Annotated in this window: 26 protein-coding genes; 7 read left to right on the top strand and 19 right to left on the bottom strand. The window is 64.7% G+C overall.

Going from position 1 to position 25,616, the window contains the following annotated elements:
• Positions 1 to 11: 11 nt before the first annotated feature.
• Together F812_RS0101420 and folE are read right to left on the bottom strand one after the other, a co-directional pair.
• The gene (locus tag F812_RS0101420; protein WP_026867758.1) at positions 12 to 830 is read right to left on the bottom strand and encodes an SDR family oxidoreductase; all 819 of its coding nucleotides are present in this window, start codon (positions 828 to 830) and stop codon (positions 12 to 14) included.
• A gap of 31 nt (positions 831 to 861) precedes the next feature.
• Entirely contained in the window at positions 862 to 1,464 is a 603-nt protein-coding gene (gene folE / locus F812_RS0101415; protein WP_020084169.1) for a GTP cyclohydrolase I FolE, read from the bottom strand.
• Between the two features lie 323 nt (positions 1,465 to 1,787).
• Here folE and F812_RS0101410 point away from each other — a divergent pair, with 323 nt between their 5' ends.
• Entirely contained in the window at positions 1,788 to 2,792 is a 1,005-nt protein-coding gene (locus F812_RS0101410) for an alpha/beta fold hydrolase (RefSeq protein ID WP_020084168.1), read from the top strand.
• Positions 2,793 to 2,806: 14 nt separating this feature from the next.
• Complete coding sequence (locus tag F812_RS0101405) at positions 2,807 to 3,256, top strand: tellurite resistance TerB family protein (RefSeq protein ID WP_020084167.1); 450 nt, start codon at positions 2,807 to 2,809, stop codon at positions 3,254 to 3,256.
• Here F812_RS0101405 and F812_RS0101400 read toward each other — a convergent pair.
• Positions 3,244 to 3,897: an alpha/beta family hydrolase gene (locus F812_RS0101400; RefSeq protein ID WP_040497819.1), complete on the bottom strand. Its 654-nt coding sequence runs from the start codon at positions 3,895 to 3,897 to the stop codon at positions 3,244 to 3,246. The genes F812_RS0101405 and F812_RS0101400 overlap by 13 nt on opposite strands.
• Before the next feature lie 209 nt (positions 3,898 to 4,106).
• Between F812_RS0101400 and mepA the strand changes: the two genes are divergently transcribed.
• Positions 4,107 to 5,456, top strand: coding sequence for a penicillin-insensitive murein endopeptidase (mepA, locus tag F812_RS22120; RefSeq protein ID WP_020084165.1), 1,350 nt, complete (start codon positions 4,107 to 4,109; stop codon positions 5,454 to 5,456).
• A 3-nt stretch (positions 5,457 to 5,459) separates the two neighbouring features.
• On the opposite strand, the gene F812_RS0101390 is transcribed toward mepA, so the two are convergent.
• Genes F812_RS0101390 through F812_RS0101375 form a run of 4 tightly spaced genes read right to left on the bottom strand, consistent with a single transcriptional unit; the run spans position 5,460 to position 10,495 of the window.
• A complete protein-coding gene (locus F812_RS0101390) occupies positions 5,460 to 6,347 on the bottom strand; it encodes a metallophosphoesterase (protein WP_245257601.1) in 888 nt (295 codons plus the stop codon).
• The gene (gene glcF / locus F812_RS0101385) at positions 6,337 to 7,710 is read right to left on the bottom strand and encodes a glycolate oxidase subunit GlcF (RefSeq protein WP_020084163.1); all 1,374 of its coding nucleotides are present in this window, start codon (positions 7,708 to 7,710) and stop codon (positions 6,337 to 6,339) included. Before glcF ends, F812_RS0101390 begins: the two co-directional genes overlap by 11 nt.
• Positions 7,711 to 7,760: 50 nt before the next feature.
• Positions 7,761 to 8,969, bottom strand: a complete 1,209-nt coding sequence (locus F812_RS0101380; RefSeq protein ID WP_245257600.1) for an FAD-binding protein — start codon at positions 8,967 to 8,969, stop codon at positions 7,761 to 7,763.
• A gap of 23 nt (positions 8,970 to 8,992) precedes the next feature.
• Positions 8,993 to 10,495, bottom strand: a complete 1,503-nt coding sequence (locus F812_RS0101375; protein WP_020084161.1) for an FAD-linked oxidase C-terminal domain-containing protein — start codon at positions 10,493 to 10,495, stop codon at positions 8,993 to 8,995.
• Positions 10,496 to 10,772: 277 nt separating this feature from the next.
• Between F812_RS0101375 and F812_RS0101370 the strand changes: the two genes are divergently transcribed.
• From F812_RS0101370 to F812_RS0101360, 3 genes are read left to right on the top strand one after another with little or no spacing between them, the layout of a single operon-like run.
• On the top strand, positions 10,773 to 11,540 hold the full coding sequence (locus F812_RS0101370; protein ID WP_020084160.1) for a (Fe-S)-binding protein: 768 nt from the start codon (positions 10,773 to 10,775) through the stop codon (positions 11,538 to 11,540).
• On the top strand, positions 11,537 to 12,961 hold the full coding sequence (locus F812_RS0101365; protein ID WP_020084159.1) for a LutB/LldF family L-lactate oxidation iron-sulfur protein: 1,425 nt from the start codon (positions 11,537 to 11,539) through the stop codon (positions 12,959 to 12,961). The genes F812_RS0101370 and F812_RS0101365 overlap by 4 nt, the downstream gene beginning before the upstream one ends.
• A complete protein-coding gene (locus tag F812_RS0101360) occupies positions 12,958 to 13,644 on the top strand; it encodes a LutC/YkgG family protein (RefSeq protein WP_020084158.1) in 687 nt (228 codons plus the stop codon). The genes F812_RS0101365 and F812_RS0101360 overlap by 4 nt, the downstream gene beginning before the upstream one ends.
• 8 nt (positions 13,645 to 13,652) lie before the next feature.
• Here the strand turns inward: F812_RS0101360 and F812_RS0101355 are convergent, their stop codons facing one another.
• From F812_RS0101355 to F812_RS0101320, 8 genes are all read right to left on the bottom strand, one after another.
• A complete protein-coding gene (locus tag F812_RS0101355; RefSeq protein ID WP_040497816.1) occupies positions 13,653 to 13,877 on the bottom strand; it encodes a hypothetical protein in 225 nt (74 codons plus the stop codon).
• A gap of 260 nt (positions 13,878 to 14,137) precedes the next feature.
• Positions 14,138 to 15,313: a D-alanyl-D-alanine carboxypeptidase family protein gene (locus F812_RS22115; RefSeq protein ID WP_156827167.1), complete on the bottom strand. Its 1,176-nt coding sequence runs from the start codon at positions 15,311 to 15,313 to the stop codon at positions 14,138 to 14,140.
• A 126-nt stretch (positions 15,314 to 15,439) separates the two neighbouring features.
• Entirely contained in the window at positions 15,440 to 16,045 is a 606-nt protein-coding gene (gene leuD, locus F812_RS0101345) for a 3-isopropylmalate dehydratase small subunit (protein WP_020084155.1), read from the bottom strand.
• 21 nt (positions 16,046 to 16,066) lie between these two features.
• Positions 16,067 to 16,498 carry a hypothetical protein gene (locus F812_RS0101340; RefSeq protein ID WP_020084154.1) on the bottom strand — a complete coding sequence of 144 codons (432 nt, stop codon included), beginning with the start codon at positions 16,496 to 16,498 and terminating at the stop codon, positions 16,067 to 16,069.
• 71 nt (positions 16,499 to 16,569) lie between these two features.
• Positions 16,570 to 17,049, bottom strand: a complete 480-nt coding sequence (locus F812_RS0101335) for a hypothetical protein (protein WP_051113757.1) — start codon at positions 17,047 to 17,049, stop codon at positions 16,570 to 16,572.
• Between the two features lie 327 nt (positions 17,050 to 17,376).
• On the bottom strand, positions 17,377 to 17,796 hold the full coding sequence (locus F812_RS0101330; RefSeq protein WP_020084152.1) for a metallopeptidase family protein: 420 nt from the start codon (positions 17,794 to 17,796) through the stop codon (positions 17,377 to 17,379).
• 93 nt (positions 17,797 to 17,889) lie between these two features.
• A complete protein-coding gene (gene leuC, locus F812_RS0101325) occupies positions 17,890 to 19,296 on the bottom strand; it encodes a 3-isopropylmalate dehydratase large subunit (protein WP_020084151.1) in 1,407 nt (468 codons plus the stop codon).
• Positions 19,297 to 19,651: 355 nt separating this feature from the next.
• The gene (locus F812_RS0101320) at positions 19,652 to 20,554 is read right to left on the bottom strand and encodes a LysR family transcriptional regulator (RefSeq protein WP_020084150.1); all 903 of its coding nucleotides are present in this window, start codon (positions 20,552 to 20,554) and stop codon (positions 19,652 to 19,654) included.
• A gap of 286 nt (positions 20,555 to 20,840) precedes the next feature.
• Between F812_RS0101320 and F812_RS0101315 the strand changes: the two genes are divergently transcribed.
• Positions 20,841 to 21,707, top strand: a complete 867-nt coding sequence (locus F812_RS0101315) for an SMP-30/gluconolactonase/LRE family protein (protein WP_020084149.1) — start codon at positions 20,841 to 20,843, stop codon at positions 21,705 to 21,707.
• A 57-nt stretch (positions 21,708 to 21,764) separates the two neighbouring features.
• On the opposite strand, the gene trxB is transcribed toward F812_RS0101315, so the two are convergent.
• From trxB to map, 4 genes are all read right to left on the bottom strand, one after another.
• Positions 21,765 to 22,730, bottom strand: coding sequence for a thioredoxin-disulfide reductase (gene trxB, locus F812_RS0101310; protein ID WP_020084148.1), 966 nt, complete (start codon positions 22,728 to 22,730; stop codon positions 21,765 to 21,767).
• 127 nt (positions 22,731 to 22,857) lie between these two features.
• Complete coding sequence (locus F812_RS0101305) at positions 22,858 to 23,748, bottom strand: alpha/beta fold hydrolase (RefSeq protein WP_020084147.1); 891 nt, start codon at positions 23,746 to 23,748, stop codon at positions 22,858 to 22,860.
• Between the two features lie 141 nt (positions 23,749 to 23,889).
• Positions 23,890 to 24,672 (bottom strand): RadC family protein, encoded by a 783-nt coding sequence (gene radC / locus F812_RS0101300; RefSeq protein WP_020084146.1) that lies wholly within the window; start codon positions 24,670 to 24,672, stop codon positions 23,890 to 23,892.
• Positions 24,673 to 24,684: 12 nt separating this feature from the next.
• Positions 24,685 to 25,509: a type I methionyl aminopeptidase gene (gene map / locus F812_RS0101295; RefSeq protein WP_020084145.1), complete on the bottom strand. Its 825-nt coding sequence runs from the start codon at positions 25,507 to 25,509 to the stop codon at positions 24,685 to 24,687.
• Positions 25,510 to 25,616 lie beyond the last annotated feature (107 nt).

Genomic DNA, 25,616 nt, shown 5'->3' with positions numbered 1-25,616 from the left:
TGCGCGCCTCGTTACCACGCATTGAAGAGGCGCCGGATGAGGCGCACATAGAGGTGACCTGGCACCCACCCGCGGCCCCACACGGTAAACGTTGCGTTGGGCTGATAGCGAAGGCGCGGCCAGATGCTGGTGGAGGCGCGCCAGATGCTGCGCGCGACCACATCGGACTCTGCGCCCGCCTCTTCCCACGCCTTCAGGTTGGGCGCGACCTGCGCCACGAAGTCGTCGTAGGCCGTGAGCCCCGGCTTCGTCGCCACCTCGCGGGAGCGCTCGAAGAAATCGGTCTTGATCATGCCGGGCTCGATGATCTTGACCTTGATGTTGTGCTGGCGGAGCTCGAACCAGAGCCCCTCGGAGAAACCTTCGAGCGCCCACTTGGTGGCGCTGTACATCGAATAGAGCGGCAGCGTCATGCGGCCTGCCGCCGATCCGACGTTGACGATCCGCCCCTGACGGCGCTCGCGCATGTGAGGCAGCACAGCGCGCGTCACGTTCAACACACCGAACAGATTGGTCTCGAACTGGCGTCGGATCTGCTCGTCCGTCTGCGCCTCAAACGGCCCCATCAGGCCATAGCCCGCGTTGTTGACGACCACGTCGATGCCGCCGCACTGGGCGATCACGTCGGCGACCGCCGCCTCCACGGACGCCTGATCCGTCACATCGAGCTTGAACAGGCGGATGCGATCCGACTTGCTGGCGAGATCGCTGGTCTCGGGCTTGCGCATGGTTGCAGCCACGGTCCAGCCGCGCTGTGCGAAAAGCTCTGCCGTTGCTCTACCGATTCCGCTGGATGCGCCGGTAATAAGTACAGTCTTGTCGGCGCTCACGCAGACAACTCCAAAGAAACCCAGGACTTACTCAGTCGATCATGGAAAGGAATTCTTGCCGGGTAATCGCGTTGTCCCGGAAAATGCCGAGCATGCGGCTCGTCACCAGGTCCGTGCCCGGCTTGTGCACGCCACGCGTCGTCATGCAGTGGTGCTCGGCCTTGATGACCACGGCCACGCCTTGCGGGTTGAGCACCTTGTCGATCGTGTTGGCGATCTGAGACGTCATCTTCTCCTGGATCTGGAGACGCTTCGCATAGGTCTCGACGACACGCGCGAGCTTCGATATGCCGACCACGCGCCCGTTCGGGATGTAACCCACCCAGGCACGCCCGACGATCGGCGCCATGTGGTGCTCGCAATGGCTCTCGAAACGGATCGAGCGCAGCACGATCATCTCGTCGTAGCCCTCGATCTCCTCGAACGTCTTCTGGAGGATGGCCTCCGGATCGTCGTGATAGCCGCGGAAATACTCCTGGTAAGCCTTCACGACACGCGAGGGCGTCTCCAGCAGTCCATCCCGCTCCGGATTATCGCCAGCCCAGCGAAGCAACGTGCGCACGGCCTCCTCTGCTTCGGCACGCGTGGGAGCAGGCGCCTCGGCGGCGGGAGCTTTGATGATCTTACTTTTCATGGGTGTGGGCGATTGCCTTGTAGAGAAATAACGGAACTGCTCGTGTTATACGAAACCGGTGCCGTCCCGGATCAGTTTCGCGGGACACGGAAAGCACCCTGCGATCCGCCCCACGAGGTCCGGAAAATAAAGGGAAGCCTGACGTTTGGCCTCCCAATAACATAGTGTCGCCAAAGGGAAAGAAAAGAAGTTGGGCCGCCCCTGCGCGCGCCCCGCTCGCACCATGCTTAATGCGGGAACGCGGCACCAGGCCGCAACCTTGTGCACCGCAAGATAGACGCCATATCCCGCCGAGACGCAGAAAACAGGCAGAGAGGGACACGATGGATTGGCGAGGCGCCTTCGTGTTGGCGATGGGATTAGCCATGTTCGCCGGCGAGGCCCGCGCGGATGCCATGCTGAAGGACTTCCCCTATCCACACCCAGTCCGGGAGTTCGTCTTCACCTCCCAGGGCCAGCCGCTCACCATGGTCTATATGGACATCGCCCCCGCAGGCACCCCCAACGGGAAAACGGCGGTGCTCTTTCACGGCAAGAACTTCTGCGGTGCCACATGGGAGGGCGTGATCGCGCCGCTGGCCACGGCCGGCTATCGGGTGGTCGTGCCCGACCAGATCGGATTCTGCCGGTCCACCAAGCCCGCCGCCTATCAGATGAGCTTGCACCAGCTCGGAGCCAACACGCACGCGCTTCTGGACAGCATCGGCGTCACCCGCCCCATCCTCGTCGGTCACTCGATGGGCGGCATGCTGGCGGCCCGCTACGCGCTGAGCTTCCCGGCCGCGACCGCAGCTCTCGTTCTCGTCAACCCCATCGGGCTCGAGGACTGGAGCGCCAAGGGCGTCCCCCCGAGCACCATCGACGAGCTGATCGAAGGCGAACGCAAGACCACGGCCGAGAGTATCAAGGCCTATCAGCAGAAAACCTACTACGATGGCCGCTGGAGACCGGAGTTCGATCGCTGGGTGGAAATGCTCGCATCAATGTACCAAGGGCCCGGCAGCGACAGCGTCGTGCTCTCGCAGGCCCGCGCTTCCGACATGATCTTCTCGCAACCGGTCGTACACGAGTTTCCGAGGCTCGCCGTGCCCACGCTCCTCCTGATCGGCGAGAAAGACACCACCGCCATTGGCAAAAACCGCGCATCCCCAGAGGTCGCCAAGATACTCGGCAATTACCCCGAGCTTGCACGTGAAGCCGAAAGCCGTATCAAGGGCGCGCGCCTGATCGCCTTTCCGAAGCTCGGACACGCCCCCCACATCGAGGAGCCGGAGGCATTCAATGCCGCGCTGCTCGATGCCCTCACATCGCTTCCTTCAACCCCTTGAGCCCTGACCGTTCCATGTCCTCACCGGATGAACCCGAAACCCGCACGCACACGCCAGACCGCATCTCCGCCCCCGAGGCGCTGATCTACGCAATGGTGACGGTGTCGGCCGCCGACCGCACCATCACAACGGAGGAACTGGCCCGCATCGGGTCCATCGTGCGCGAGCTGCCGCCCTTCCAGTCCTATACGGACAACTGGCTGGCGGATGCCGCGCAGGAATGCGGCAAGCTTCTGAAGAAGCCAGGCGGCGTTGACAACGTCCTCGCCCTCGTCAAGCGGAGCCTGTCACCGCGCCTCTACGAGACCGCCTACGTGCTGTGCGCAGAGGTCGCCGTGTCGGATCTCTCTGTTCACAATGACGAGGAGCGCTTCCTGACCCTGCTCGCGGACACGCTTGAGCTGGAAAAGCCGACCTGCGCCGCGCTCCTGCGTGGCGCCCGCGCGCGCCATCAGACAGTCTGAGCGCAGCGCTCGGCGAAACGCGCAATCTCGCCCGCTGCCATGGCGAGGTTATCCTCCAGCGTCACGCCGGAGCTGCGCCGCGGCGCCAGATCGTGGTCGCCGTCCCGCGCCCAAGCAACCGCGATCGAAGGCGGCAAGCCGTAGGTCGCAACCTCCTCCACGCCGCCGAACGGATCGCGCTCGCCCTGCACGATCAGCGTCGGGCAAGTGAGGCCGAGGAGGTGGGCGGTTCGCAGCGCATGAGGCTGTTTCGGCGGATGAAACGGATAGCCAAGGCACACGAGCCCCGAGATTCGCTTGGCGTCGAAAAAGGCCTGTGCCCCGAGACTGGCAACACGCCCGCCCAGAGACTTCCCGCCGATCAGGATTCGTTTTCCAGCCCCCGCTTCAGCGGAAATCCGCGCGAGCGCCGCGTCATACTCGGCGATCAGCGCCTCTGCCTTCGGAGGCGGCTTGCGCGATCCCATGGCAACGCGCGCCGCCATGTAAGCAAAATTGAACCGCACCACGCTGAGCCCTGCCTCGCCCAGAAGCTCGGCAACGCGCCCCATCCAGGGGCTCGTCATCGGCGCGCCCGCACCCGGCGCCAGCACCAGCACTGTCTCGGCGTTGCGAGGTCCTGTGATGAGCAGATCGGTCACGGCACACTCGGATTTGCGGGGCTGATGGATCGCAGACGAGCCGCGCGAGACATTTCGCGACAACGCCTCCGGATCATCACATGGGCTCTCGGTCGCGACGACAAAAACTGATCGCCCGTCAGAACAATTTCCACGCGATTCGACGAGGTCGTCGCAATTTGGCCCCGCCATCGGCTAGGATGACCCCATCTGATTTGCTGCGGGGTTTCATGGCATTCGCCCGACGCGTCGCAATTTGGCTGTTCACGCCGTTGCTCGTGCTGTCCGGACCCGTCGCGGCCGAGGACAGCCGAGGTGCGAGCCAGACAGCGAGCGAGGAAACCGCGCGCACGTGGCACGGCCCCGCCGCGGCCACCGCTGAAGCCGCCGCAGCGGCCGAGGCCGCCAAGGACGCCGTAGTTCCGCCCGCCCCCAAGCCTGCAGAGCGGCCCGCTCCTCAAGCGCCCGCAAAAGCTGCCGCCCCGGCATCACCCCCCGCAAAAGCGCCGGCTGCCGCCGCACCCGCCGAAAAGGCCGCGGCCGCGAAGGCGGACCCGAAGGATACAAAGGACGCCGCTGCCGACAAGGAAAAGCCGAAGAAGCCGGCTCTCTCCGCCAAGCAGCTTTTCGGCTCCGTGAAGTCGGCAGCTCCCCTCGCGGCCCGCGCCGTTGGCTGGTACGCCAAAGGCTGCCTGGCAGGCGCCAAGCCGCTCGCCGTCGACGGCCCCGGCTGGCAGGTGATGCGCTTGTCCCGCAACCGCATGTGGGGACATCCCGATCTCATCAAGATCATCGAACGCCTGGCACGTGAGAGCACCGCCAACAAGGAATGGCCGGGTCTTCTCGTCGGCGACATTTCGCAACCGCGCGGCGGCCCGATGATCTCGGGCCACGCAAGCCATCAGGTGGGGCTCGACGCCGACATCTGGCTGACGCCCATGCCGGACCGCAAGCTCACGCGCCGCGAGCGTGAGGACATGTCGGCCGTTTCCATGATCTCGAATTACAGCTCGGTCGATCCGAAGGTTTGGGGCGAAGGTCAGGTGAAGCTGATCAAGCGCGCCGCGTCCTATTCTGCCGTGGAGCGCATTCTCGTCCACCCCGCGATCAAGAAAGCGCTCTGCGAAGCCGCCCCCAAGGATGATCGGGCGTGGCTGAGCAAGGTGCGCCCCTACTTCGGGCACTTCTACCATTTCCACATGCGCATCGGCTGCCCGAAAGGATCCGCCAATTGCCAGCATCAGCCCCCCGTTCCCGGCGATGACGGTTGCGATGGGGAACTGAAGGATTGGCTGAAGAAAGTCGCGCCGAAGCCCAAGCCGCCGGTCGATGCGTCGAAGCCGCCGCCGAAGCCTTCCAAGCCTGCGCCGCCCAAGCCCGAGATGACGCTCGCCGATCTTCCGGCCGATTGCCGCACGGTGCTGACGGCAGGCGGAAACGTGCCGCCGACCGAGCCCGCTCAATTGGTTGATACGAGTAAGAATGCCGGCCCTGCGGCGCCTCCCGAGAAGGACGTGGCCGCGACCGACGCCGCACCCGCTGCCGGCAGCGCGCCGCCGCCGTCTAAAGCTGGGCGATAAGACTTAGACCATTGCGCCAGGGCGTAGCGGCGGATGGCCGAACGGCCGCACCGGCACCGTGTAGACGCGCTCGGCCGCGATGGCGACGATCTCCCGCTCGGGCCAGCGCAAGGCCGAGAGGTTTCCACCGAAACAGCATCCGGTATCGATGCAGATGGTGTTGTGGACCCAGCCCGCCGCAGGCACGGGCGTGTGACCGTAGACGATGGCTGTGCGGCCCCGGTATTCGGCCGCCCAGTGATAGCGGATCGGAAGCCCGAACTCATCGGTCTCCCCCGACGTTTCCCCGTAGAGACAGAAGCGGCGAACCTCGCCGGACACGCGCCCCAGCATCTCCTCCTTGATGCCGGCATGTGCCACGGCCAGCCGCCCGCCTTCGAGCCACACGTAGATCGGGAGCGTAGTGAAGAACTCCCGCACGCGATTGCGGAAAGCTTTCGTCTCGCCTTCGAATTGCGCGATCGTGCGGTCGAGCCCATGCGTCGGCTTCACGTCCTTGCCGTCGAGCCAGCGCAGGAACTTGACGTCGTGATTGCCGGGCACCGCAAAAGCCGCCCCGCTTTCCACCATGCTCATGACGATACGCAGCACGTCGGGAGAGCGCGGCCCGCGGTCCACGAGATCGCCGACGAAAATGGCCCGGCGCCCGGCAGGCGGAACAACCTCCACGGAAGCCGTGCCGGGCGTTCCGCTCCAGCGCACATCGTAGCCGAGACGCGTGAGCAGCGTCTCGAGCTCACCCGCGCAACCGTGCACGTCTCCGATGATGTCGAACGGACCGCTAACCTCTCTCCGGTCGGAGCGGGCCCGTGGATCGTCAAGCTCGATGTCAGTCATGGCGATGGTCAGATACGTGCGCACAATGTCGCGCACATGACGATTAAGTTTCAATAAAATCTTCGACTTGCCGCCTGGGGCGCGGAACGTCCGTCACGAAGGGCGCAAGGTGCGCGAGACCCGCCGGAACCGGGCCGCCATAGGCCCAATCCAGCAGCTCGACCGTATGCACGAGCGGAATATCGAGGCCCGTGGTGAGCTGGGTCATGCAGCCGATGTTCCCGGCCGCCACCACATCGGCCCGCGTGGAGCGAATGTGGTCCTGCTTTCGCTTCTTGAGCTGGCCCGCGATCTCAGGCTGGAGGATGTTGTAGGTTCCGGCCGACCCGCAGCAAATGTGACCTTCCGGCACATCCACCACAGCAAAACCGGCCTGTTTCAGGAGAGCGCGCGGCTCGTCATGGATGCGCTGCCCGTGTTGCAGCGAGCAGGCCGAATGATAGGCCACCCTGAGCGACGACCAGCGCTCCGGCGCGCCGAGCTGGTACTCGTAGAGGAATTCCGACACGTCCTTCGCAAGGCTCGAGATCTTCTCCGCCCGCTCCGCATAGGCCGGATCGCCGCGCATCATGTGCCCGTAGTCTTTGACGGTCGTGCCGCAGCCTGAGGCATTGACGATGATGGCATCGATCTCGCCGCGGTTGATCTCCTTCGACCACGCGTCGATGTTGCGCCGGGCGAGCTTCATCGCCTCGGCTTCGCGGCCCATGTGCTGCACGATGGCGCCGCAGCAGCCCGATCCGTTCGCTACCACCACGTCGACGCCACGCCGCGCAAGCAGCCGGATGGTGGCATCGTTGATGTCCGGGCGAAGCACCGGCTGCACACACCCCGTCATAAGGATCACGCGGGCACGCCGTTCGCTATGGGTCACGGCCGTTCCCGGTCCGCCGAAGCGCGCCTCCCGCGTGATGGCGGCAGTGGGTGCCAGCGCGAGCATCGCGGCCACTTCCTTGAGGCCGACCCGTTCCAACAGCGGAATGAACGGACGCGCGAGCGGCGCGGCCTTGAGCGCCAGCCGGAAACGCCTCGGATAGGGAATGAGGAACGCGAGCAGATTGCGCAGCGACCGTTCCTTGAAGCTGCGCGGGGTCTTCTCCTCGATCTCGGCGCGCGCCAGATCCACGAGATGCATGTAGTCGACGCCGCTCGGGCAGGTGGACATGCACGAGAGGCACGAAAGACAACGATCGATATGGTGGCGGATCTGATGCGTCGGCGCGCGCTCCGTCCCGCGCTCCATCATGTCCTTGATCAGGTAGATACGCCCGCGCGGAGAATCGCGCTCGTCCCCGAGCACCACGTAGGTCGAGCAGACCGCCGTGCAGAGCCCGCAATGCACGCACCGCTTCAGGATCCGGTCGGCCTCGGCCACACGCGGATCAGCGAGCTGCTCGGACGTGAAGTTGGTCTGCATCGTTGGTCATTCGCTCCGAAGAGATCTCGCCGTGACGGGTCGCGTCCTGCTCACATCGTTGCGTACATGCGGCCGGGATTGAGCAGGCGCAACGGATCGAACGCCTGCTTGATGCCCCGTGTGATGCGATCCACCGCGGGTCCGAGCGGCTGGAACACCTCGACGGTGCGGCGCACGGCTTCATCCGCGCGGATCAGCGTCGCATGCCCGCCGTGCGTGGCAACAGCGCGGCGGATATCGGCGCTGCCCGCATCTGCCGTCGCGGGCGTTTCGAGCCACACGAGGCCGCCGGACCAGTCGTAGAACGCTTCGACCTTCATATGCCTGCGGATCGCGGCCACCAAAGGAGCCGCCGCGCTTGGCGTGGTCGAAATCCGCCACAGGTGCGTTCCATTGGGCGGCAGGAACGACAGCCGCCGCACCTCAGCCCAGAACTCGAGCGAGCTTTCGAGCTCGAGTTCGAGCGGAGCGCCATAGGCCGACAGCACCTCGCGAAGCTTCAGCTTGCGATAGCTGATCGACCGGGTGAAGTTCTCGAGCCGGATTGCGGTGAGCGACCGCGGCTCCTTGGAAAGCCCCTTGTGCGCGAGCCGCCCCGCGAGCGCCTGCGAAAGATGCACGGTGCCCGACACCTCGTAGGGCTGCGCGAGCGCAAGGCTCATCAGCTCGACGGCGAGATCCTCCGTAAGATCGGGATAGACGAGCGTGAGCACGTCGTCCGGCAGCGGCAGCACCTTGAAGGTAACTTCGGAGAGAACGGCCAGCGTGCCCCAGCTCCCGGCGAGGCCGCGCGCCACGTCATAGCCCGTCACGTTCTTCATGACGCGCCCGCCGGATTTGAAGATCTCCGCCCGCCCGTTCACGCCCCTCACGCCAAGCAGATAGTCCCGCGCCGCCCCCGCCGCGATACGGCGCGAGCCCGAGATATTGGCCACGAATATCGCGCCGATCGTCTGCAGCCCTGCATCGGTCCCGAGCGCGGGCCCGAGATCGATCGGCTCGAACGGCAGCATCTGCCCGCGCGAAGCGAGCTCCACCTCGATCTGCGACAGCGGCGTTCCCGCCCGCGCCGCCATCACCAGTTCCGACGGCTCGTAGAGCGAGATGCCGCGCATGGCCCCTGTCGTCATCGCAACGGGCGCCGCCACCGGACGCCCCACACCGCGCTTCGTCCCGGCTCCCAGAATCTCGACGGGAATGCCGCGCTCGGAGAGCGCGGTCATCATGCTCTTGAGCTCCCACTCGGTCGCTGGCCTCATGATGTCGTCCATGATGCCTGCCCTCAAGCCGCCGCCGCGGGATTGCCGTCGACGTGTCCGGCGGGCACGCCCTGCGCTGTGGCGGCAGCCTTGGCCGTCTCCACCGCATCCAGCGGAAACACCTTCCCGCAATTGAGCAGCCAGTCCGGATCGAACACCGACTTGATGCGAAGCTGAACCGCCATGTCCTCGTCGTTGAATTGCACCCGCATGAGATCGCGCTTCTCGATGCCGACGCCGTGCTCGCCCGTGAGGCATCCGCCGACCGCGACGCACAGCTTGAGAATTTCGGCGCCTGCCTGCTCTGCCTTCTCCATCTCTCCCGGCGTGTTGGCTTCGTACATGATCAGCGGATGCAGGTTTCCGTCGCCGGCGTGGAAGATGTTGGCCACCCTGAGGCCATAGCGGCGGCAGATCTCCGAGATCTGCTCAAGCACGTGCGGCAGATGCGCGAGCGGAATGGTGCCGTCCATGCAGTAGTAGTCCGAGATCCGCCCGATCGCACCGAACGCGGCTTTCCGGCCCTTCCAGATCTTGGCGCTTTGCTCGGCCGATCCGCTGACGGCCAGCGCCACCGGCTTCAGCTCGTGGGCGATGCTGGCGATATAGGCGAGCCGGTCGGCGATCTCCTGTTCCGAGCCTTCCACCTCGATGATGAGCAGCGCATCCACGTTTGTCGGATAGCCCGCCTTGGCGAACGCCTCGCAGACCTCGATCGCCGGCTTGTCCATGAACTCGATCGCCACGGGAATGATGCCGGACGCGATGATGCGCGCCACGCAGATCCCCGCCTTCGCGCTCGATTCGAATCCGATCATCATCGGCCTCGCCCCTTCCGCGGCACGCAGGATGCGCACGGTGGCCTCGGTGATGATCCCGAACTGACCTTCGGAGCCGATGATCAGCGCAAGCAGATCGTACCCCTCCGCATCGAGGTGCGAACCGCCGATCTCCACGATCTCGCCGTCCATCGTCACCATCTTCACGCCAAGCACGTTGTTGGTCGTAACCCCGTACTTGAGGCAATGGGCACCGCCCGAGTTCATCGCCAGGTTTCCGGCGAGCGTACAGGCAAGCTGGCTGGAGGGGTCCGGCGCATAGAAGAAGCCCTCGGCCGACACAGCTCCCGAGATGGCAAGGTTGGTGATGCCCGCCTCGACCCGGGCGAAGCGGTTCTGAAAGTCGATCTCGATCACGCGGTTCATCTTCGAGACGCCGAGCACGATGGCATCCTCGAGCGGCAGCGCGCCGCCGCAGAGAGACGTGCCGGCGCCCCGGGGAACCACGCGGATGCGGTTGGCCTTGGCGTATTTCAGCACGGCCGAGACGGCTTCCGTCGAGGTCGGCAGCACCACCGCCAGCGGCATGCGCCGATAGGCGGTCAACGCGTCCGTCTCGAACGCGCGCCGTCCGTCCTCGTCAGAAATCACGGCGTCAGCGCCACAGAGGGCCACCAGATCGCGCACGATCGCATCCCGTCGCCCGACGATGGACGAATCGGGAAGCGGCAGCTCGATCGACGACATCTTTCTGTTCCTCTCGGATCGAAACCGGACTGTGGCAAACGGATTTGCGCCAAACGGAGAACGCGCGGAAACCGCGCCCCGTTTCGCGATGCGCGATCAATTCGCGCGGGAGTCTCGCATGCGCAGGGGAAAGCGGCAACATTCCGGCGCACGCGACGGGCGGCCAATCCCAAGCCGTTTCGTGACGCGATCGGAAAATTTCACAGCCTGTGGCGGAGATAGCGCCGCCGCTGTAGTCTGAACGGCAGCTCCACCTCCAGCAATTCGTGAGCGCGCCTTGAAGCCACGTGTCGGGCTGTTCGTCACCTGCCTTGTCGATCTGATGCGCCCCTCTGTCGGGTTCGCAGCCGCCCGTCTCATCGAGGAGGCTGGATGCGTCGTGGTCGTCCCTGCCGGTCAAACCTGCTGCGGTCAGCCCGCCTACAATGCGGGCGATCCCGAAACCGCCCGCGACTTGGCGCTGCAAACCGTCCGCGCCTTCGAGGGATGCGACTTCGTCGTCGCGCCGTCTGGTTCTTGCGCCGCGATGCTACGCATCCACTATCCCGCGCTCTTCAAGGGACGCGGAGGGGTCGAAAGCGAGGTCGAAGCCTTCGCCGGGCGCGTCCACGAGCTGACATCCTTCCTCGTGAACGTGCGCCACAAAACCGAGACCGGCGCGAAATTCTCGGGCCGCGTCACCCATCACGACGCCTGCTCGGGCCTGCGCGAACTCGGCATCCGTAGCGAGCCGCGCCAGCTCCTCGCTGCCGTCGAAGGCTTGGAGCTCGTAGAGGCGCGCGAGGTGAGCCCCTGTTGCGGCTTCGGCGGCCTGTTCTCGGTCAAATACCCGGAGATCTCTGGCGCCGTCGCGGACCGCAAGATCGAGGATCTGCGAGCCCCGGCGGCCGATCTCGTCACCGGCGGCGACTTGGGATGCCTGATGAACCTTGCGGGCCGGTTGCGCCGCACCGGCATCCACCTGCCCTGCCGCCATGTGGCGGAGGTTCTGGCCGGCGAGCTTCACGATCCCCCCATAGCCTGGGGAGAAGAGGACGCCCGGTGACGCCATCGACCGAGACATTCAAATCGAATGCGCGAGCCGCCCTCGCCGACGCCAAGCTCGCCAAGGCGCTCGCCGGTCTGCCCGGCGGGCTCGTCGCCCAGCGCACGGCCGCCAAGGGGCGCGTGCCCGAGTTCGAGGCCCTCCGCAACACCGCCCGCGACATCCGCGACCACACGCTCGCACACCTCGATCTCTACCTCGAAGCCTTCGCCCAGAAAGCCGAAGCGGCTGGCAGCCGCGTGCACTGGGCAGAAACCGCGGAGGAGGCCCGCGCCATCATTGCCCGCCTCTGCCAGGAACGCGGGGCACGCCTCGTCACCAAGGGCAAGTCCATGGTGTCGGAGGAGATCGCCCTCAACCGGCATCTCGAGGATCTCGGCATCACGGCGGTCGAGACCGACCTCGGCGAATACCTGCTCCAGATCCGCGGCGAGACGCCGAGCCACATCATCGCCCCCGCCATCCATCTGAGCCAGGACCAGGTGGAGGCGGATTTTCGCGTCCACCACAACCACCTCGCGCCCGATCGCGTCCTCACGACCGCGGAATCCCTCGTCGCCGAAGCGCGCGCTGTCTTGCGGGAACGCTTCCTGGCAGCAGACATCGGCATCACGGGCGCGAACTTCCTCGTCGCCGAAACCGGCTCCGCCATCATCGTCACCAACGAAGGCAACGGCGATCTTTCGGCCCATCTTCCGAAGACCCACATCGTGCTCGCCGCCATCGACAAGGTGGTGCCCACGCTCGCGGATGCCGCCACCCTGCTGCGCGTGCTCGCCCGCTCGGCCACCGGCCAGGACATGACGGCCTACACCAGCCTGCTCACCGGCCCGAAAGCACCGGGCGATCCTGACGGGCCGGCCGAATGCCACATCGTCATCCTCGACAACGGCCGCAGCGAAATGCTGAAGAACGGCCTCGGAGAAGCCCTCCGCTGCATCCGCTGCGGCGCCTGCCTCAACCATTGCCCCATCTACAATGCCATCGGCGGCCACGCCTATGGCTGGGTCTATTCAGGGCCGATCGGCGCGGTGCTGTCACCCGCGTTTCTCGGAATAGACGCGGCGCAGGACCTGCCCAGCGCCTCCACCTTCTGCGGAAAATGCGAGGAGGTGTGCCCAGTGAAGATTCCCATCACGCGGCTGCTGAGAGGCTGGCGCGAGAAGAGCCTGGAAACCGGCAAGCGGCGCCACGAGCGCTGGCTGCTCGGCGCCTGGGCATTCTTCGCGAGGCGGCCGCGGCTGTACCATCTGGCAACGCGCTTTGCCGTAGCCACGCTCTCGGTGCTCGGCCGTCCGCGCGGGGCGTTCAAGCGCCTGCCGCTCGCAGGCGGCTGGACGGCACGCCGCGACTTCCCCGCTCCGCAAGGACGCACGTTCCAGCAGCTCTGGGCTGAGCACCAGCGGGGTGTGCCTCGATGAGCCGCGAGACCATTCTTGCCCGCATCAGAAGCGCCCTTCCCGCTGCAGCGGGCCGGACGGACGAACGTCCTCGCGCCGTCGCACAACGCCTGGCAGACCCGCCCCACCATCCGCGGCCTGCGTTTGCGAGCCTGACCGGAGAGGCACGCCACGCCCGCCTGATCGCGGCGCTCGAAACCCAGGGCACGGATGTGATCGAAGTCGCCTCCCTGGGCGACGTACCGGCAGCGGTCGCGACCCTGCTCGGCCGAAGCCAGCCCACGCCGCCGCGTCTGGTGATTGGAGACGACGCGCGCCTTGCCGGGCTGTCATGGGAGAAAACGAGCCTCACCGCACGCCCTGAACAATGGGACGCCAGCGCGCCGCTCGAGGATGGGGATGCCGCTCTCACGCACGCCTGGGGCGCGGTCGCGGAAACAGGAACGCTCGTCCTCCTCTCGGGAGCCGCGAGCCCCGCCTCGCTCACGTTCCTACCGGAGTTTCACCTCGTCGCGCTGGCACGGGAGAGCATCGTGAGCTCGTTCGAGGAAGCGTTCCAACGCATTGCGGAAAGCCGTGTGGACCAGCGCTTCCCGCGCGCCGTCAATCTGGTGTCAGGCCCATCGCGCACCGGCGACATCGGAGGACGCATCGTAAAGGGCGCCCACGGGCCCCGCCGCCTCGGCGTGATCCTTTACGGCTAGACGCCGATCTAAGCGGCCAGCATCCGGTCGTGCTCGCGCCGCCTCACCATCCGTGCCACGCCGCCCCACGCCTTCGAGCGCGTGAGATCGCCGAGCTGCCGGTGCAGGAGCGCGAAGAACTCCGCGACATCCGCCGCGAACGAGCCATGCCGGCCTTCCAGCACAACAGCCATCAGCTCGGCGTCCTGGAGCGTGGACAGATCCTCTTTCTTTTCGGGCGACGAGCTACGCATTGCGGTCCTCTGAATTCGTTGTCGCGAAGTGAGGAGCAAGATCGAAGCCAACTGGCCATGCCAGCCAAACCGGGCCGAATACCGGGTTTGAGCCGCCCCGCAGCCGAAAACAGCGCCCGGCGCGAACGTTAACGTCCCATTTTCGGCAAAAAGCCAACCCGCCTCGCCGCCCACCTGTCCCAGCCTGAAATTCCACTTCCGGCCGTTAACGAACGCCCGAAGCATGTGGTCAGCTTGTCGCGGAGAAATGCCTTTTGCCCTTAGGGCAAAGCCGAATTGGCCTTCAGAGGCTTGGCAGCCGGCGCCTGGGCCTCGGAGGAGGCGTGCACCGGCTTCCGCGGCCGATCCCCCGGCGATACCTCGGCCTTGGCCTTCGCGCCCGCGGGCGCATTGTCCGGATCAGCCGCGACTTTGGTGGTGCCGGACGGAGCCTTGTCCAGCGTCTGCTGCTCGGCGCCGTCCGAGCGCTTCTTTTTCACGATCTTGTTCTTGCGCGGCGTCTTGCGGTGCCCGGTGCCGCATTCGAACGAGCGCACGTCATTGCGCACGCTCATGACGCCCTTGGCACTGTCCGCGAGCGGAAGCGTGTCGAGGCTCGCCGAGTGATTGAAGAGCTGCTTCCACTCATAGCTCTGGAAGCCGTGCTCCAGAAGGTTGGCGGCGCGCACTGTGCGCAACGCACTCGTCGACTCGCCGAGTACCACCGCCATCAGATGCCGGCCGTCGCGAGTCGCGCTGGCCACCACGTTGAACCCGGAATCGCAGATGAAGCCGGTCTTCATGCCATCCGCGCCTTCGAACGAGCGAAGGAGACCGTTGTGCGTGCCGATACGGATCTTACCGATCCGCGCATCGAACATCGACCAGTAGGCGAGATGCTCCGGATAGTCCCTGATGACCGCGCGCGCGAGCTTGGCGAGATCGCGGGCCGTCGTCACCTGTTCCGGCGCAGGCAAGCCGTTGGGGTTGACGAAGATGGTGCGCGTCATGCCGAGACCGCGCGCGGTTTCGTTCATGCGCGAGACGAACGCCGCCTGCGATCCGCTGATCGCCTCGGCCAGCATCACAGCCACGTCGTTGGCCGACTTGATGATGAGCGCCTTGAGCGCCTGATCGACCGTGAGGTTCGCCCCCACGTGCAACCCGAGCTTGCTCGGCGGCTGCAATTGAGCGGCCTCGCTATAAGGAATGCGCTGATCGAGCTTCAGCTTGCCGCTCTTGAGGGCCTCGAACGTCACGTAGGCCGTCATGATCTTGGTGAGAGACGCGGGGTGCCAGTGATCGTCGGGGTCTTCCGCGTAGAGCACCTTGCCGTCGGCCGCATCAAACACGAGCGCCGGGCCGCCGGCCCGCGCGGAGCTGGCGGAGAGCACAGCAACCCCGCCGGACATGAGTGTCAGCGCCGACAAAGCGGCAAGGATCCACCTGGCTCTCATGGCCTTCCTTAGAGAATGCCGAGACGAGTTCGGCACCTAACATATTCGGGGGCGCAGTCGCAATCCGCAGCGGGCGCAATTCCCCGCACATGTGGTCATGCTAACGCAAAAGAGAGCGCCAAGTCTCTAGGCCCACGGCCGCGCAACCGCATCGCGCCCTTCGAAATCCTTGATCGCTTTTTCCTTTTCGAGCGTCAGGCCAATGTTGTCCAAACCGTTCAGCAGGCAGTGCTTGCGGAACGGATCGATCTCGAAGCGGATCACGCCGCCGTCCGGCCCGCGGATTTCCTGGGCTTCGAGATCCACCGAAAGCGTCGCGTTGGCCCCGCGGTTCGCATCGTCGAGCAGCTTGTCCACCTGTTCCTGGGGCAGTTTGATCGCCAGGATGCCGTTCTGGAAACAGTTGTTGAAGAAAATGTCGGCGAAATCCGGCGCGATCACGCAACGGAAGCCGAAATCCAGAAGCGCCCACGGCGCATGCTCGCGCGACGAACCGCAGCCGAAATTCTCACCCGTGATCAGGATCTCGGCCTTCCGGTAGGCCGGCTTGTTGAGCACGAAATCCGGGTTCTCTTTGCCCGACTGGTCGTAGCGCAGCTCGTAGAAAAGCGCCTTGCCGAGACCCGTGCGCTTGATCGTCTTCAGGAACTGCTTCGGGATGATCATGTCAGTGTCCACATTCCGCAAAGGAAAGGGAGCCGCGACACCCGTCAGCTTCGTGAACTTCTGCATTTTTTATCGTCCCTGGGAGCGTTAGACGCGCAAGCTGTCGGCCAGCGCTCGAAAATATCCTTCGGCGGCAAGTAGGCGGTCGACCCGGATTAGAGACATCGACGCCGATGGTTCCTCAGCCTGTCCATGGGGACCGAGCTGTTCAAGCCGTCTTTTAACGCCAGCTAGCTTTCGTCCGTCAAGATGGTGTTGCAGCACGCCAACCAGTGTCTCGAGATACCCGGAAATCCGCCCCAACTCGCGCATGAGACCCCGCTGGGCCGACTTGTCGTCAGGCTTCGCCGTTAATCTTACGGAAAATCGCCCCGCCCGGGCCAGTGTTTCCGCCACCGCATCGGCGTAACGCGCGACCTTGGCGCGCCGTTTCCGGTCGAGCGCGCTGATCGCGCCGGCCCACCGGTTTAGCGTCTCCGCAATCGAGAGCAGACGTTTGGGAAAGTCCACGAGCTGCATGGGGCGCGGGCCAAAATGGGATCGACGCCCGATCCTAGGCCCTCACGTACGTGCGGGGACAACATCGCCCGTCAGCGGATGGAAGGATCCGCGAAGCACTTGCGCATGTATTCGCAGCGATGGGATCCCGCGAAATGCATGCTGTCGCCCTTGGCCGGCGCGATGAACTGGCAGATCTCCTCGAGCCCGCCCTCGTCGAGCCAGCCTTGACGGCGCCCGCGCTGCACGGCGAAGCAATCGGCCGTCTCCTCGTCCGGGCCGCGGAACTGGTGGCCGCACTCGTGCGCGAAGATCCAGAGCTTCACCGGCGTGGAGACCTTCGAAAGCAGCCTGGGGTTGAGGATGAGAAAGCCCGGATAGGCCGCGCCGTAGTCGTCGAGCTGGCTGTCGATCACGGTCGGCCGCTGCCCACACACCTGCTGGCGCCCGTCGAGCTTGAGCTCGCCCGGCTTCAGCACGTGCGCGTCCCCGCCCACATGCTCCGCATATTCCTCAGGTGTTGGAACGTCATCGGCCATCGCGACGGATGGCGCAAAAAACGCAAGACCCATGAGGCAAACGCCCAAGGCCACACGCCCGAACAAGCCGAGCACTGGACGGCAAGCCGTCGTCAACTGAGCACCTCTACGTGACACCCGCACGCGCCCCGGAGAATCTGATTTAGCTTTCGTTTTCCGATGAGAAGTACGTCCATCGGACGGCAGAATGATCCGAGCGCTGCATCGAAAGCCCCGGCACCCTAGCAGGTCCAACATCCGCTGCAAAAGTTAACAATCACCCAGACAAGGCGCGCACGAGGCGACATTCCGGCCGTGTGGCGGAATTACCGCGCATGACCAATTAAACGGCGGAGTTTCTTCCCGTGTCCTCGTGCCCCCTCAGTGAGTGGCCTGATCCTCGATCTCTTCCATATCGTCGTCGGAGAAGCCGAAATGATGGCCAATCTCGTGGATCAGCACATGGGTGATGATCTCGCCCAGCGTCTCCTCGCCATTCTCCGTCCAGTAGTCGAGGATCGCGCGCCGGTACAGAAACACCATGTCCGGCTCGCGCGGCACGTCGAGCACGCTTTTCTTGTCGAGGCTGAGGCCCTGATAGAGCCCCATGAGATCGAACGGGCTTTCGATATCGAGCTCGTCGAGAACCTCATCCAGCGCGAAGTCCTCGACGCGGATGACGAGATCGCCGCAAACCTCACGGAACTCGGGCTGGATCCGTTCCCAGGCACTGGCCGCGATGACCTCGAAATCAGCCAGGCTCGGTGCCGCTGCTGACTTCCAATCGATAGGTCCCGCCATTATTCGCCTCCCGCTCTTCTTTTTGCGAACGGGAGAGATAGGCGCTTCGCCCCCACGACTGCAAGCCCAGCCATGGGGGTGAGAATACGGACGTCAGGCCTGCCAGGTCCGGATATCGACGAAATGGCCGGCAAGCGCCGCGACCGCAGCCATTGCAGGCGAGACGAGGTGCGTGCGGCCGCGATAGCCCTGGCGTCCCTCGAAATTGCGGTTCGACGTCGAAGCGCAGCGCTGGCCGGGCTTCAACTGGTCCGGGTTCATGCCAAGGCACATGGAGCAGCCGGGCTCACGCCACTCGAAACCGGCCGCCTTGAAGATCTTGTCGAGACCTTCCGCCTCTGCCTGCTCTTTGACGAGGCCGGAGCCGGGCACGATCATCGCATAGGCGAGACGATCCGAGATCTTCTTGCCTTCCACGATCTTCGCGACCTCGCGCAGATCCTCCATGCGGCCGTTGGTGCACGAACCGATCCAGATCACGTCGAGCGGGATGTCCGTCATCTTCGTGCCGGGCTGGAGCCCCATGTACTCGAGCGCGCGCACCATCGAGGCGCGTTTGTTCTCGTCGGCCACATCGCCAGGATTGGGAACCAGGCCCGAAATGGACACGACGTCCTCCGGGCTCGTGCCCCAGGATACGATCGGCGGCAGCTTGGCGGCGTCGAGCTTCACCTCGCGGTCGAAGTGTGCGCCCTCGTCCGTGCGCAGCGTGTCCCAATACTTGAGGGCCATGTCCCAGGCCGCACCCTTGGGCGCCTTCGGGCGGCCCTTGATGAACGCATAAGTCTTCTCGTCCGGTGCGATCATGCCGGCGCGCGCGCCGCCCTCGATCGACATGTTGCAGACCGTCATGCGGCCTTCCATCGAGAGATCGCGGATCGCCTCACCCGCGTACTCGATCACCGAGCCGGTGCCGCCGGCCGTGCCGATCTCGCCAATGATCGCGAGGATGATGTCCTTCGCCGTCACGTGCGCGGGAAGCTTCCCGTCCACGGACACGCGCATGTTCTTGGCCTTCTTCTGCACCAGCGTCTGCGTGGCGAGCACATGCTCGACCTCGCTCGTGCCGATGCCGTGGGCCAGAGCGCCGAATGCGCCGTGCGTCGACGTGTGGCTGTCGCCGCACACGATCGTGGTGCCCGGCAGCGTAAAGCCCTGCTCCGGCCCGACCACGTGGACGATGCCTTGGCGCTTATCGAGCTCGTTGTAGTACTCGACGCCGAAATCCCGCGCGTTGGTCGCGAGCGTCTCGACCTGGATCCTGCTGTCCTCGTCGGCAATGCCCTTGCGCCGGTCGGTCGTCGGCACGTTGTGATCGACCACTGCCAGCGTCTTCTCGGGCGCGCGCACCTTGCGCCCCGACATCCGAAGCCCTTCGAACGCCTGCGGGCTCGTCACCTCGTGTACGAGATGGCGGTCGATATAAAGCAGGCACGTACCGTCCGGCTGCCGGTCGACAACGTGGTCTTCAAAGATCTTGTCGTAAAGCGTCTTGGCCATGGATAAGGCTCTATTTTCCGAGACTTAGGTGCTTCCAGAAAGCGGGAGCAGCTTTCCGGTGAGAAGCACGACAATCAAATGAGACCTATCAGATAGCGTCTCGCGGCCCGTGTTGCAAATCAGCAGGCCTTGTTCCGTCCATAAGTCGAAGCGGCGATTGCGCGACTTTTTGACCGTCCGGCCAATGAAATGGGCCGGACACCCGGAAAACCCCGTGCATCCGACCCAAAGGACACCGGTATCCGACGCTCTCGGGTGGTGGCAAATAACCCTGGAGCACGGACTGTCCGGATAACATTATTACATCCCAATCGCGCCTTTGGATCAGCGCCCGAGGCTTAAATTTTCGTCACTCCTATTCCCGCCAGTGCCGGGCCTTCGCGACGAGAAAATCCCTCAGTACTTGAACCTTCTTCGAGCTTTTCAGTTCTTCCGGATAGACGAACAGGACGGGCAGGCTCGGCTTGTCGGCTTCGCATTTGGTGAGCACCGGCACGAGATCGCTGTCCTGCTCGGTCATGTAGTCGGGGATCATGCCGATGCCGATGCCTGCGAGCACGGCCTGCTTGATCGCCACCACGCTGTTCGTGCGCAGCACCGGCGCCCTCGGCTCTTTTCCCTCCCGGCCCGCAGTCTCCAGCCAGCTTATGGCCGGCAGGAGCTGAGGCGGCAGCCCGCTGTAGGAGAGAACGCGATGATTGCCGCTATCGAGATCCGCAAAAGTCTCGGGCACGCCGAAGCGGCGCGTATATTTCGTGGACGCCATCGGCCGCACGCTGGCCGAGAACAGGGGACGGCGGATGAGATCGGACTGCTCGGGCTCGCGCGTCCAGATCGCCACGTCGGCCGCGCGCATGGCGATATCGATCTGATCGTCATCAAGAATGAGCTCGATGCTGATCTCCGGATAGAGATCCATGAACTCCCGGAGCCGCTGAGATACCCAGACCGTGCCGAGCCCCACGGGTGCGGCGATGCTGAGCTGTCCGGACGGCTTGGTGGTGGTGTCGGCAAGCAGCGTTTCCGCCGTCTGCAGCTTGCTCATCACCTCCGCGACCGTCGTATAGAGAAGCTCCCCCTGCTCCGTCAGCACCAGGCCGCGGGCATGGCGGTGAAAGAGAGACACTTTGAGGTCTCGCTCGAGCGCGGAAACTTGTCGGCTTACTGCCGATTGGCTCATGTGCAGCGCGTCGCCGGCGTGCGTGAAGCTGCCGGCCGCGGCGGCGGCATGAAAAATTCTGAGTTTGTCCCAGTCCATAAAGACATCCCCGGGGGCGCAATCGACCGACAACCGGGCTGGCGAGCGCTCAACCAGCACGCATACGCACCATTGCCCCAGCATTGCGATTATTTGATATCGGCAGCGCCGGAGCCATCGAAAAATGCATACCAGCGCCGTTCCACCGCAGGGATCGTAGGCGTTGGCAACAGCCGCCGCTATTGCCTATATGTCGGGCAACCGCTCGACGGTTCACGCCCGATAAAACAAATCCTCAACATCTGCCGGGCCTTCGCGCGCCGGCCCTAGCGGAGGTCATTTCCCCATGCGGCTTTACCATGTTGCAGCTCTAACCCTGGCGTCCGCCGTTGCGGCGTGCGGCGGCTCGAAAGAGCCCACCAAGCTGTGGGAGGCGACCGGCTTTCAGAACCCCGAATCCGCTTTGCCCGATACGGCCGCGAATGTCATCTACGTGAGCAACGTGGCCGGCGGCCCGGGTGATCGGGACGGCAACGGCTACATCTCCAAGCTGTCCCTCGATGGCAAGGTCATCGCCGAAAAGTGGGTGACCGGGCTCGACGCCCCCAAGGGCCTCGCGCTGTTCGGCGGCAAGCTCTACGTCGCAGACATCGACAAGCTCGTGGAGATCGATACCGCAAACGGCACCATCGTCGCCAAGCACGAAGCCCCCGGCGCCAAAATTCTGAACGACGTAGCCGCCGACGGCAATGGCCAGATCTACACGTCCGACTGGCCGGGCAACGCCATCTGGCGCCTCGCCGACGGCAAGTTCGAGAAGTGGGTCGAAGGAGAAGGTCTCAAATCGCCCAACGGCCTCCTGATCGAAGGTGACAAGCTCGTCGTCGCCGCCTGGGGCGAGGGCATGGGAGCGGACTTCTCCACCAAGACACCCGGCCATCTCCTCACCGTAAGCCTTGGCGACAAGGCCATCGCCAACCTCGGAGACGGCAAGCCGGTCGGCCATCTCGACGGGCTCGAGCCCTTCGACGCCGACAGCTACATCGTGAGCGACTGGGTGGCAGGCAAGGTGTTCCAGATCACCCGTTCAGGCAGCGCCAAGGAGCTTCTCTCGCTCGGCCAGGGAAGCGCGGACATCGGGTTCATCTCGAGCACGCGCACCCTCATCGTCCCGATGATGGTCGACGGCAAGGTCGTCGCCTACAAGCTCTGAAGTCGAGTTATACGGATCCCGGCGCGGGCCGGGATCCGTGATGCCCATCGCGACCAATCACTCCGCAGCGGCGGCCGTGGTCTCATGCTGGGCTAGGAAGCGCTCGGTTTCGAGAGCCGCCATGCAGCCCATGCCCGCGGCCGTCACGGCCTGGCGATAGACCTCGTCCTTCACATCGCCCGCCGCGAACACGCCGGGAATGGCCGTCGCGGTCGAATCCGGCGCCGTAATCAGATAGCCCGACGGAGTCGTCTCGAGCTGCCCCTTGAACAGCTCCGTCGCGGGCGCGTGGCCGATCGCGACGAACACACCATCCACCTTCCGCTCGGTGATCTTGCCCGTCTTCACGTTCTTGAGCTTCACGCCGGTGACCGAGCGCGGCTCCTCGACGCCGACGATCTCCTCGACCGCGCTATCCCACACCACCTCGATCTTGTCGTTCTTGAACAGGCGGTCCTGCAGGATCTTCTCGGCACGGAAATGGTCGCGCCGGTGCACCACGATCACCTTCTTCGCGAAGTTCGTGAGGAAGATCGCCTCCTCGACCGCGGTGTTGCCGCCGCCGATCACGACGACTTCTTTGCCCTTGTAGAAGAAGCCGTCGCACGTTGCGCACGCGGAGACGCCATAGCCCTTGAAGGTCTGCTCGCTCGGGATACCGAGCCAGCGCGCTTGCGCACCCGTGCAGATGATCAGCGCATCGCAGGTGTAGCGATCGCCTGAATCGCCATCGAGACGGAACGGGCGCACGCCGAGGTCCACCTTCACGATGTGGTCCATGATGATCTCTGTGCCGACGTGCTCGGCCTGGGCCTTCATCTGCTCCATGAGCCACGGACCCTGGATCACGTCGGCGAAGCCCGGATAGTTCTCCACGTCGGTGGTGATGGTGAGCTGGCCTCCCGGCTGGTTGCCCTGGATGATGACCGGCTTCAGCATCGCGCGGGCGGCATAGATGGCGGCAGTGTAGCCGGCCGGCCCCGATCCCAGGATGATGACGCGTGAGTGCTTGGTGGTGCTCATGATCGACCCTTCCGGACCGCGCGACCCGCGGCCCCCCAATGAGTCGCGCCGCCGGGCGCGATAGCTGCCCTCATATAATCAAGGAGACGGGCGAGCGCGAGCCCTGCCGAACGCAAGGGAAGAGTTGTCAGCCGTCCGTTAGATAGGACAACGCTGCGCGAATCACGGGCGGCGCGAACAAAATATTCCTGTGTCCCAGGCCATCGAACGCCCGCAGCTCCGCCTGCGGACACGCCGCCGCGATCTCCTCGGCATTATCGAACGTGACCTCCAAATCGTCCCGGGCATGGATTACGAGGGCAGGCCGGTTGACGGCAGAGAGGAGATTGGCGGCGGTGAAGGAGGCGATCGAGCGATGCGCGATCCGCTCCAGGTGCCGCTCGTAGGCGCGCCTCGCCACCCGCCCGAGCCCCAGCTCCTCGGCGAACTCACCGGTTACCGTGGAGAACCGGTTCGGCGAGGAGACGAGCACATAACGCTCGAAGGAATGCCCGCCCGGCAGAGGCGGGGCCCCTTCACCCACGAGCAGAACCGCGAGCCCGCCCATCGAATGGGCGACCGCGAACCGCAGCGGCCCGAGCGTCCGCACCACATCGAGCAGCGCGCGCGAGCAGTCGATGAGGCTCGCCCGCTCCCGGCCGCTTTTTCCGTGCCCGGGCTGATCGAACGCCACCACACGGAAGCCGGCGCGCCGAAGCTGCTCGGCGAACACGGCCATGAACGAGGCCTCGCTCGTCCAGCCGTGGGCGATCAGCACGCCGCCGCGATCCGGCACGCCCGCATCCGGCTCGAATACGTAAGCCTGGACGCAGCCCTGGGTCGTCGGCACGCGCACCCAGCGCGCGTTCCTGAGATGAAACCGCGCACGCTCCACCAGCACGGCATGGTCCGGCCTGCGCCGCGACGAAAACTTCGGCTGGCAGAAACGCCTGTAAGCGATGTCGCCCGCCAGCGCCGGCGGAAATCCGTCGAGCCGCACAGGCCGTGTCCTCAGCCGTCGATCGAAGAACATCGTCATCGACCGGAGATCTCCTGCAATTCGCTTTGCACGAGCCCTATCGGAAAATCATATCTCCACGAAAAAGGGAGAGAAGGGAAAGCCGATAGACTCTCATCGTGAAAAGGAATGGTGAAATGATTCAATCAAAACGCAGGTATCTTAGATCAAGCGGAGCGAACGGAAGCTCGCGTATCCTCCGCGCCCCACGATCACGTGATCATGAACCTGGACGCCGAGCGGACGCCCCGCATCGACGATCATCCGGGTCATATCGATGTCGGCACGCGAGGGCGTCGGATCGCCCGAAGGGTGATTGTGCACGAGGATGATCGCGGTGGAGGAAAGCTCGAGCGCCCGCTTCACCACTTCGCGCACATAGACCGGCGTGTGATCGACCGTGCCCTGGCCCTGGATCTCGTCCGCGATCAGGTGGTTCTTCTTGTCGAGAAACAGGATGCGAAACTGCTCGCGATGCTCGTAGCCCTGCACCGCCTTGAGATAGTCGAGCACTTGCGTCCAGGACGAAAGCAGAGGCCCGCTCGCGATCTCGCTCCGCATCAGCCGGAGCGCCGCGGCGCGGATCAAGCGCAGCTCCGTTATGACGGCGTCGCCCACACCCGAGATCTCCTTGAGGCGCGCGTCCGGCGCATTCACCACTTGGGCGAACGAGCCGAACCTGGCAAGCAGCCGCTTGGCGAGATCCTTGGTATCGCGGCGAGGAATGGCGCGAAACAGCACCATTTCGAGCAGCTCGTAGTCGGGCAGCGCATCCCCGCCCGCCTTGCGGAACCTGTCACGGAGCCGCTGCCTGTGCCCTGAGTAGAGCGGCTGAGAGGCTTCGAGAAACGAGCCTTGCACGCCGCTGCCCGGCGCATCGGCTTCCGCCTCCGGCGGCGCGACCGCGGCATTTGCTTTCGGATCTCTCGCGCCAGGACCCTGCATATGCCCGCTCGGCTATCCGTTGCGGGCAGAAGGCCACTCGAGGCCGGCCGGCGAATGCGTGAACACCTCGACCCCGGTCTCGGTCACGCCCACCGTATGCTCGAACTGCGCCGACAGCTCGCGATCGCGCGTCACCGCCGTCCACCCGTCCGCCAGGACCTTAACGTGCGGCTTTCCGAGGTTGATCATCGGCTCGATGGTGAACAGCATCCCCGGCTCCATCACCGCGCCTTCTCCGGCCTCGCCGTAATGAAGAATGTTCGGCCGGTCGTGGAACACCTGGCCGAGCCCGTGCCCGCAGAAATCTCTCACGATGCTGCAGCGTTCCTTCTCGGCGAATTCCTGGATCGCCGCGCCGATATCGCCGGTCGTGTTGCCGGGCTTCACCTGCGCGATACCGATCTTCAGTGCTTCGTAGGTCACCTCGATCAAGCGCTCGGCGCGTCGGCTGATGGCCCCCACCGCATACATGCGGCTCGTATCGCCATGCCAGCCGTCGACGATCAGCGTCACGTCGATGTTGACGATATCGCCCTCGCGCAGCGGCTTGGGTCCGGGAATGCCGTGGCACACCACATGATTGATGGATGTGCAGATCGACTTCGGAAATCCGCGGTAGTTGAGCGGTGCCGGCACAGCGCCGTGATCGAGCGCGAACTCGAGCACGCGGTCGTCCAGCTCCTCGGTGGTGACGCCGGGCTGAACGTAGGGTGCGATCATATCGAGCGCGGACGCCGCGAGCTGCCCGGCTTTGCGCATTGCGGCAAAAGCCTCGGCGCCGTGGCGCTTGATGGCTGTCGACTCGCGCGCCGCGCGTGTGACTTCGACGTTGGACATGATGGCGTGCGGGCCCTTGTGCGTGAGGGAACGAAAAACTCTCGACGTGCTCGAAAGTGAATGTAGTCCAAATCGGTCGCCGTGCAACGCTCCCGGCCGTAGACCTT

The sequence above is a fragment of the Hyphomicrobium zavarzinii ATCC 27496 genome, assembly GCF_000383415.1.
Lineage (GTDB): Bacteria > Pseudomonadota > Alphaproteobacteria > Rhizobiales > Hyphomicrobiaceae > Hyphomicrobium_C > Hyphomicrobium_C zavarzinii.
This window is presented reverse-complemented; position numbering and strand designations above follow the sequence as displayed.

What these genes read in the sequence shown, in the direction of transcription:
- folE (WP_020084169.1), bottom strand. Translation starts at nt 1,464, where the DNA reads ATGAAAAGTAAGATCATCAAAGCTCCCGCCGCCGAGGCGCCTGCTCCC.
- F812_RS0101410 (WP_020084168.1), top strand. Translation starts at nt 1,788, where the DNA reads ATGGATTGGCGAGGCGCCTTCGTGTTGGCGATGGGATTAGCCATGTTC.
- F812_RS0101405 (WP_020084167.1), top strand. Translation starts at nt 2,807, where the DNA reads ATGTCCTCACCGGATGAACCCGAAACCCGCACGCACACGCCAGACCGC.
- mepA (WP_020084165.1), top strand. Translation starts at nt 4,107, where the DNA reads ATGGCATTCGCCCGACGCGTCGCAATTTGGCTGTTCACGCCGTTGCTC.
- glcF (WP_020084163.1), bottom strand. Translation starts at nt 7,710, where the DNA reads ATGCAGACCAACTTCACGTCCGAGCAGCTCGCTGATCCGCGTGTGGCC.
- F812_RS0101380 (WP_245257600.1), bottom strand. Translation starts at nt 8,969, where the DNA reads ATGAGGCCAGCGACCGAGTGGGAGCTCAAGAGCATGATGACCGCGCTC.
- F812_RS0101375 (WP_020084161.1), bottom strand. Translation starts at nt 10,495, where the DNA reads ATGTCGTCGATCGAGCTGCCGCTTCCCGATTCGTCCATCGTCGGGCGA.
- F812_RS0101360 (WP_020084158.1), top strand. Translation starts at nt 12,958, where the DNA reads ATGAGCCGCGAGACCATTCTTGCCCGCATCAGAAGCGCCCTTCCCGCT.
- F812_RS0101355 (WP_040497816.1), bottom strand. Translation starts at nt 13,877, where the DNA reads ATGCGTAGCTCGTCGCCCGAAAAGAAAGAGGATCTGTCCACGCTCCAG.
- F812_RS22115 (WP_156827167.1), bottom strand. Translation starts at nt 15,313, where the DNA reads ATGAGAGCCAGGTGGATCCTTGCCGCTTTGTCGGCGCTGACACTCATG.
- leuD (WP_020084155.1), bottom strand. Translation starts at nt 16,045, where the DNA reads ATGCAGAAGTTCACGAAGCTGACGGGTGTCGCGGCTCCCTTTCCTTTG.
- F812_RS0101340 (WP_020084154.1), bottom strand. Translation starts at nt 16,498, where the DNA reads ATGCAGCTCGTGGACTTTCCCAAACGTCTGCTCTCGATTGCGGAGACG.
- F812_RS0101335 (WP_051113757.1), bottom strand. Translation starts at nt 17,049, where the DNA reads ATGGGTCTTGCGTTTTTTGCGCCATCCGTCGCGATGGCCGATGACGTT.
- F812_RS0101330 (WP_020084152.1), bottom strand. Translation starts at nt 17,796, where the DNA reads ATGGCGGGACCTATCGATTGGAAGTCAGCAGCGGCACCGAGCCTGGCT.
- leuC (WP_020084151.1), bottom strand. Translation starts at nt 19,296, where the DNA reads ATGGCCAAGACGCTTTACGACAAGATCTTTGAAGACCACGTTGTCGAC.
- F812_RS0101320 (WP_020084150.1), bottom strand. Translation starts at nt 20,554, where the DNA reads ATGGACTGGGACAAACTCAGAATTTTTCATGCCGCCGCCGCGGCCGGC.
- F812_RS0101315 (WP_020084149.1), top strand. Translation starts at nt 20,841, where the DNA reads ATGCGGCTTTACCATGTTGCAGCTCTAACCCTGGCGTCCGCCGTTGCG.
- trxB (WP_020084148.1), bottom strand. Translation starts at nt 22,730, where the DNA reads ATGAGCACCACCAAGCACTCACGCGTCATCATCCTGGGATCGGGGCCG.
- F812_RS0101305 (WP_020084147.1), bottom strand. Translation starts at nt 23,748, where the DNA reads ATGACGATGTTCTTCGATCGACGGCTGAGGACACGGCCTGTGCGGCTC.
- radC (WP_020084146.1), bottom strand. Translation starts at nt 24,672, where the DNA reads ATGCAGGGTCCTGGCGCGAGAGATCCGAAAGCAAATGCCGCGGTCGCG.
- map (WP_020084145.1), bottom strand. Translation starts at nt 25,509, where the DNA reads ATGTCCAACGTCGAAGTCACACGCGCGGCGCGCGAGTCGACAGCCATC.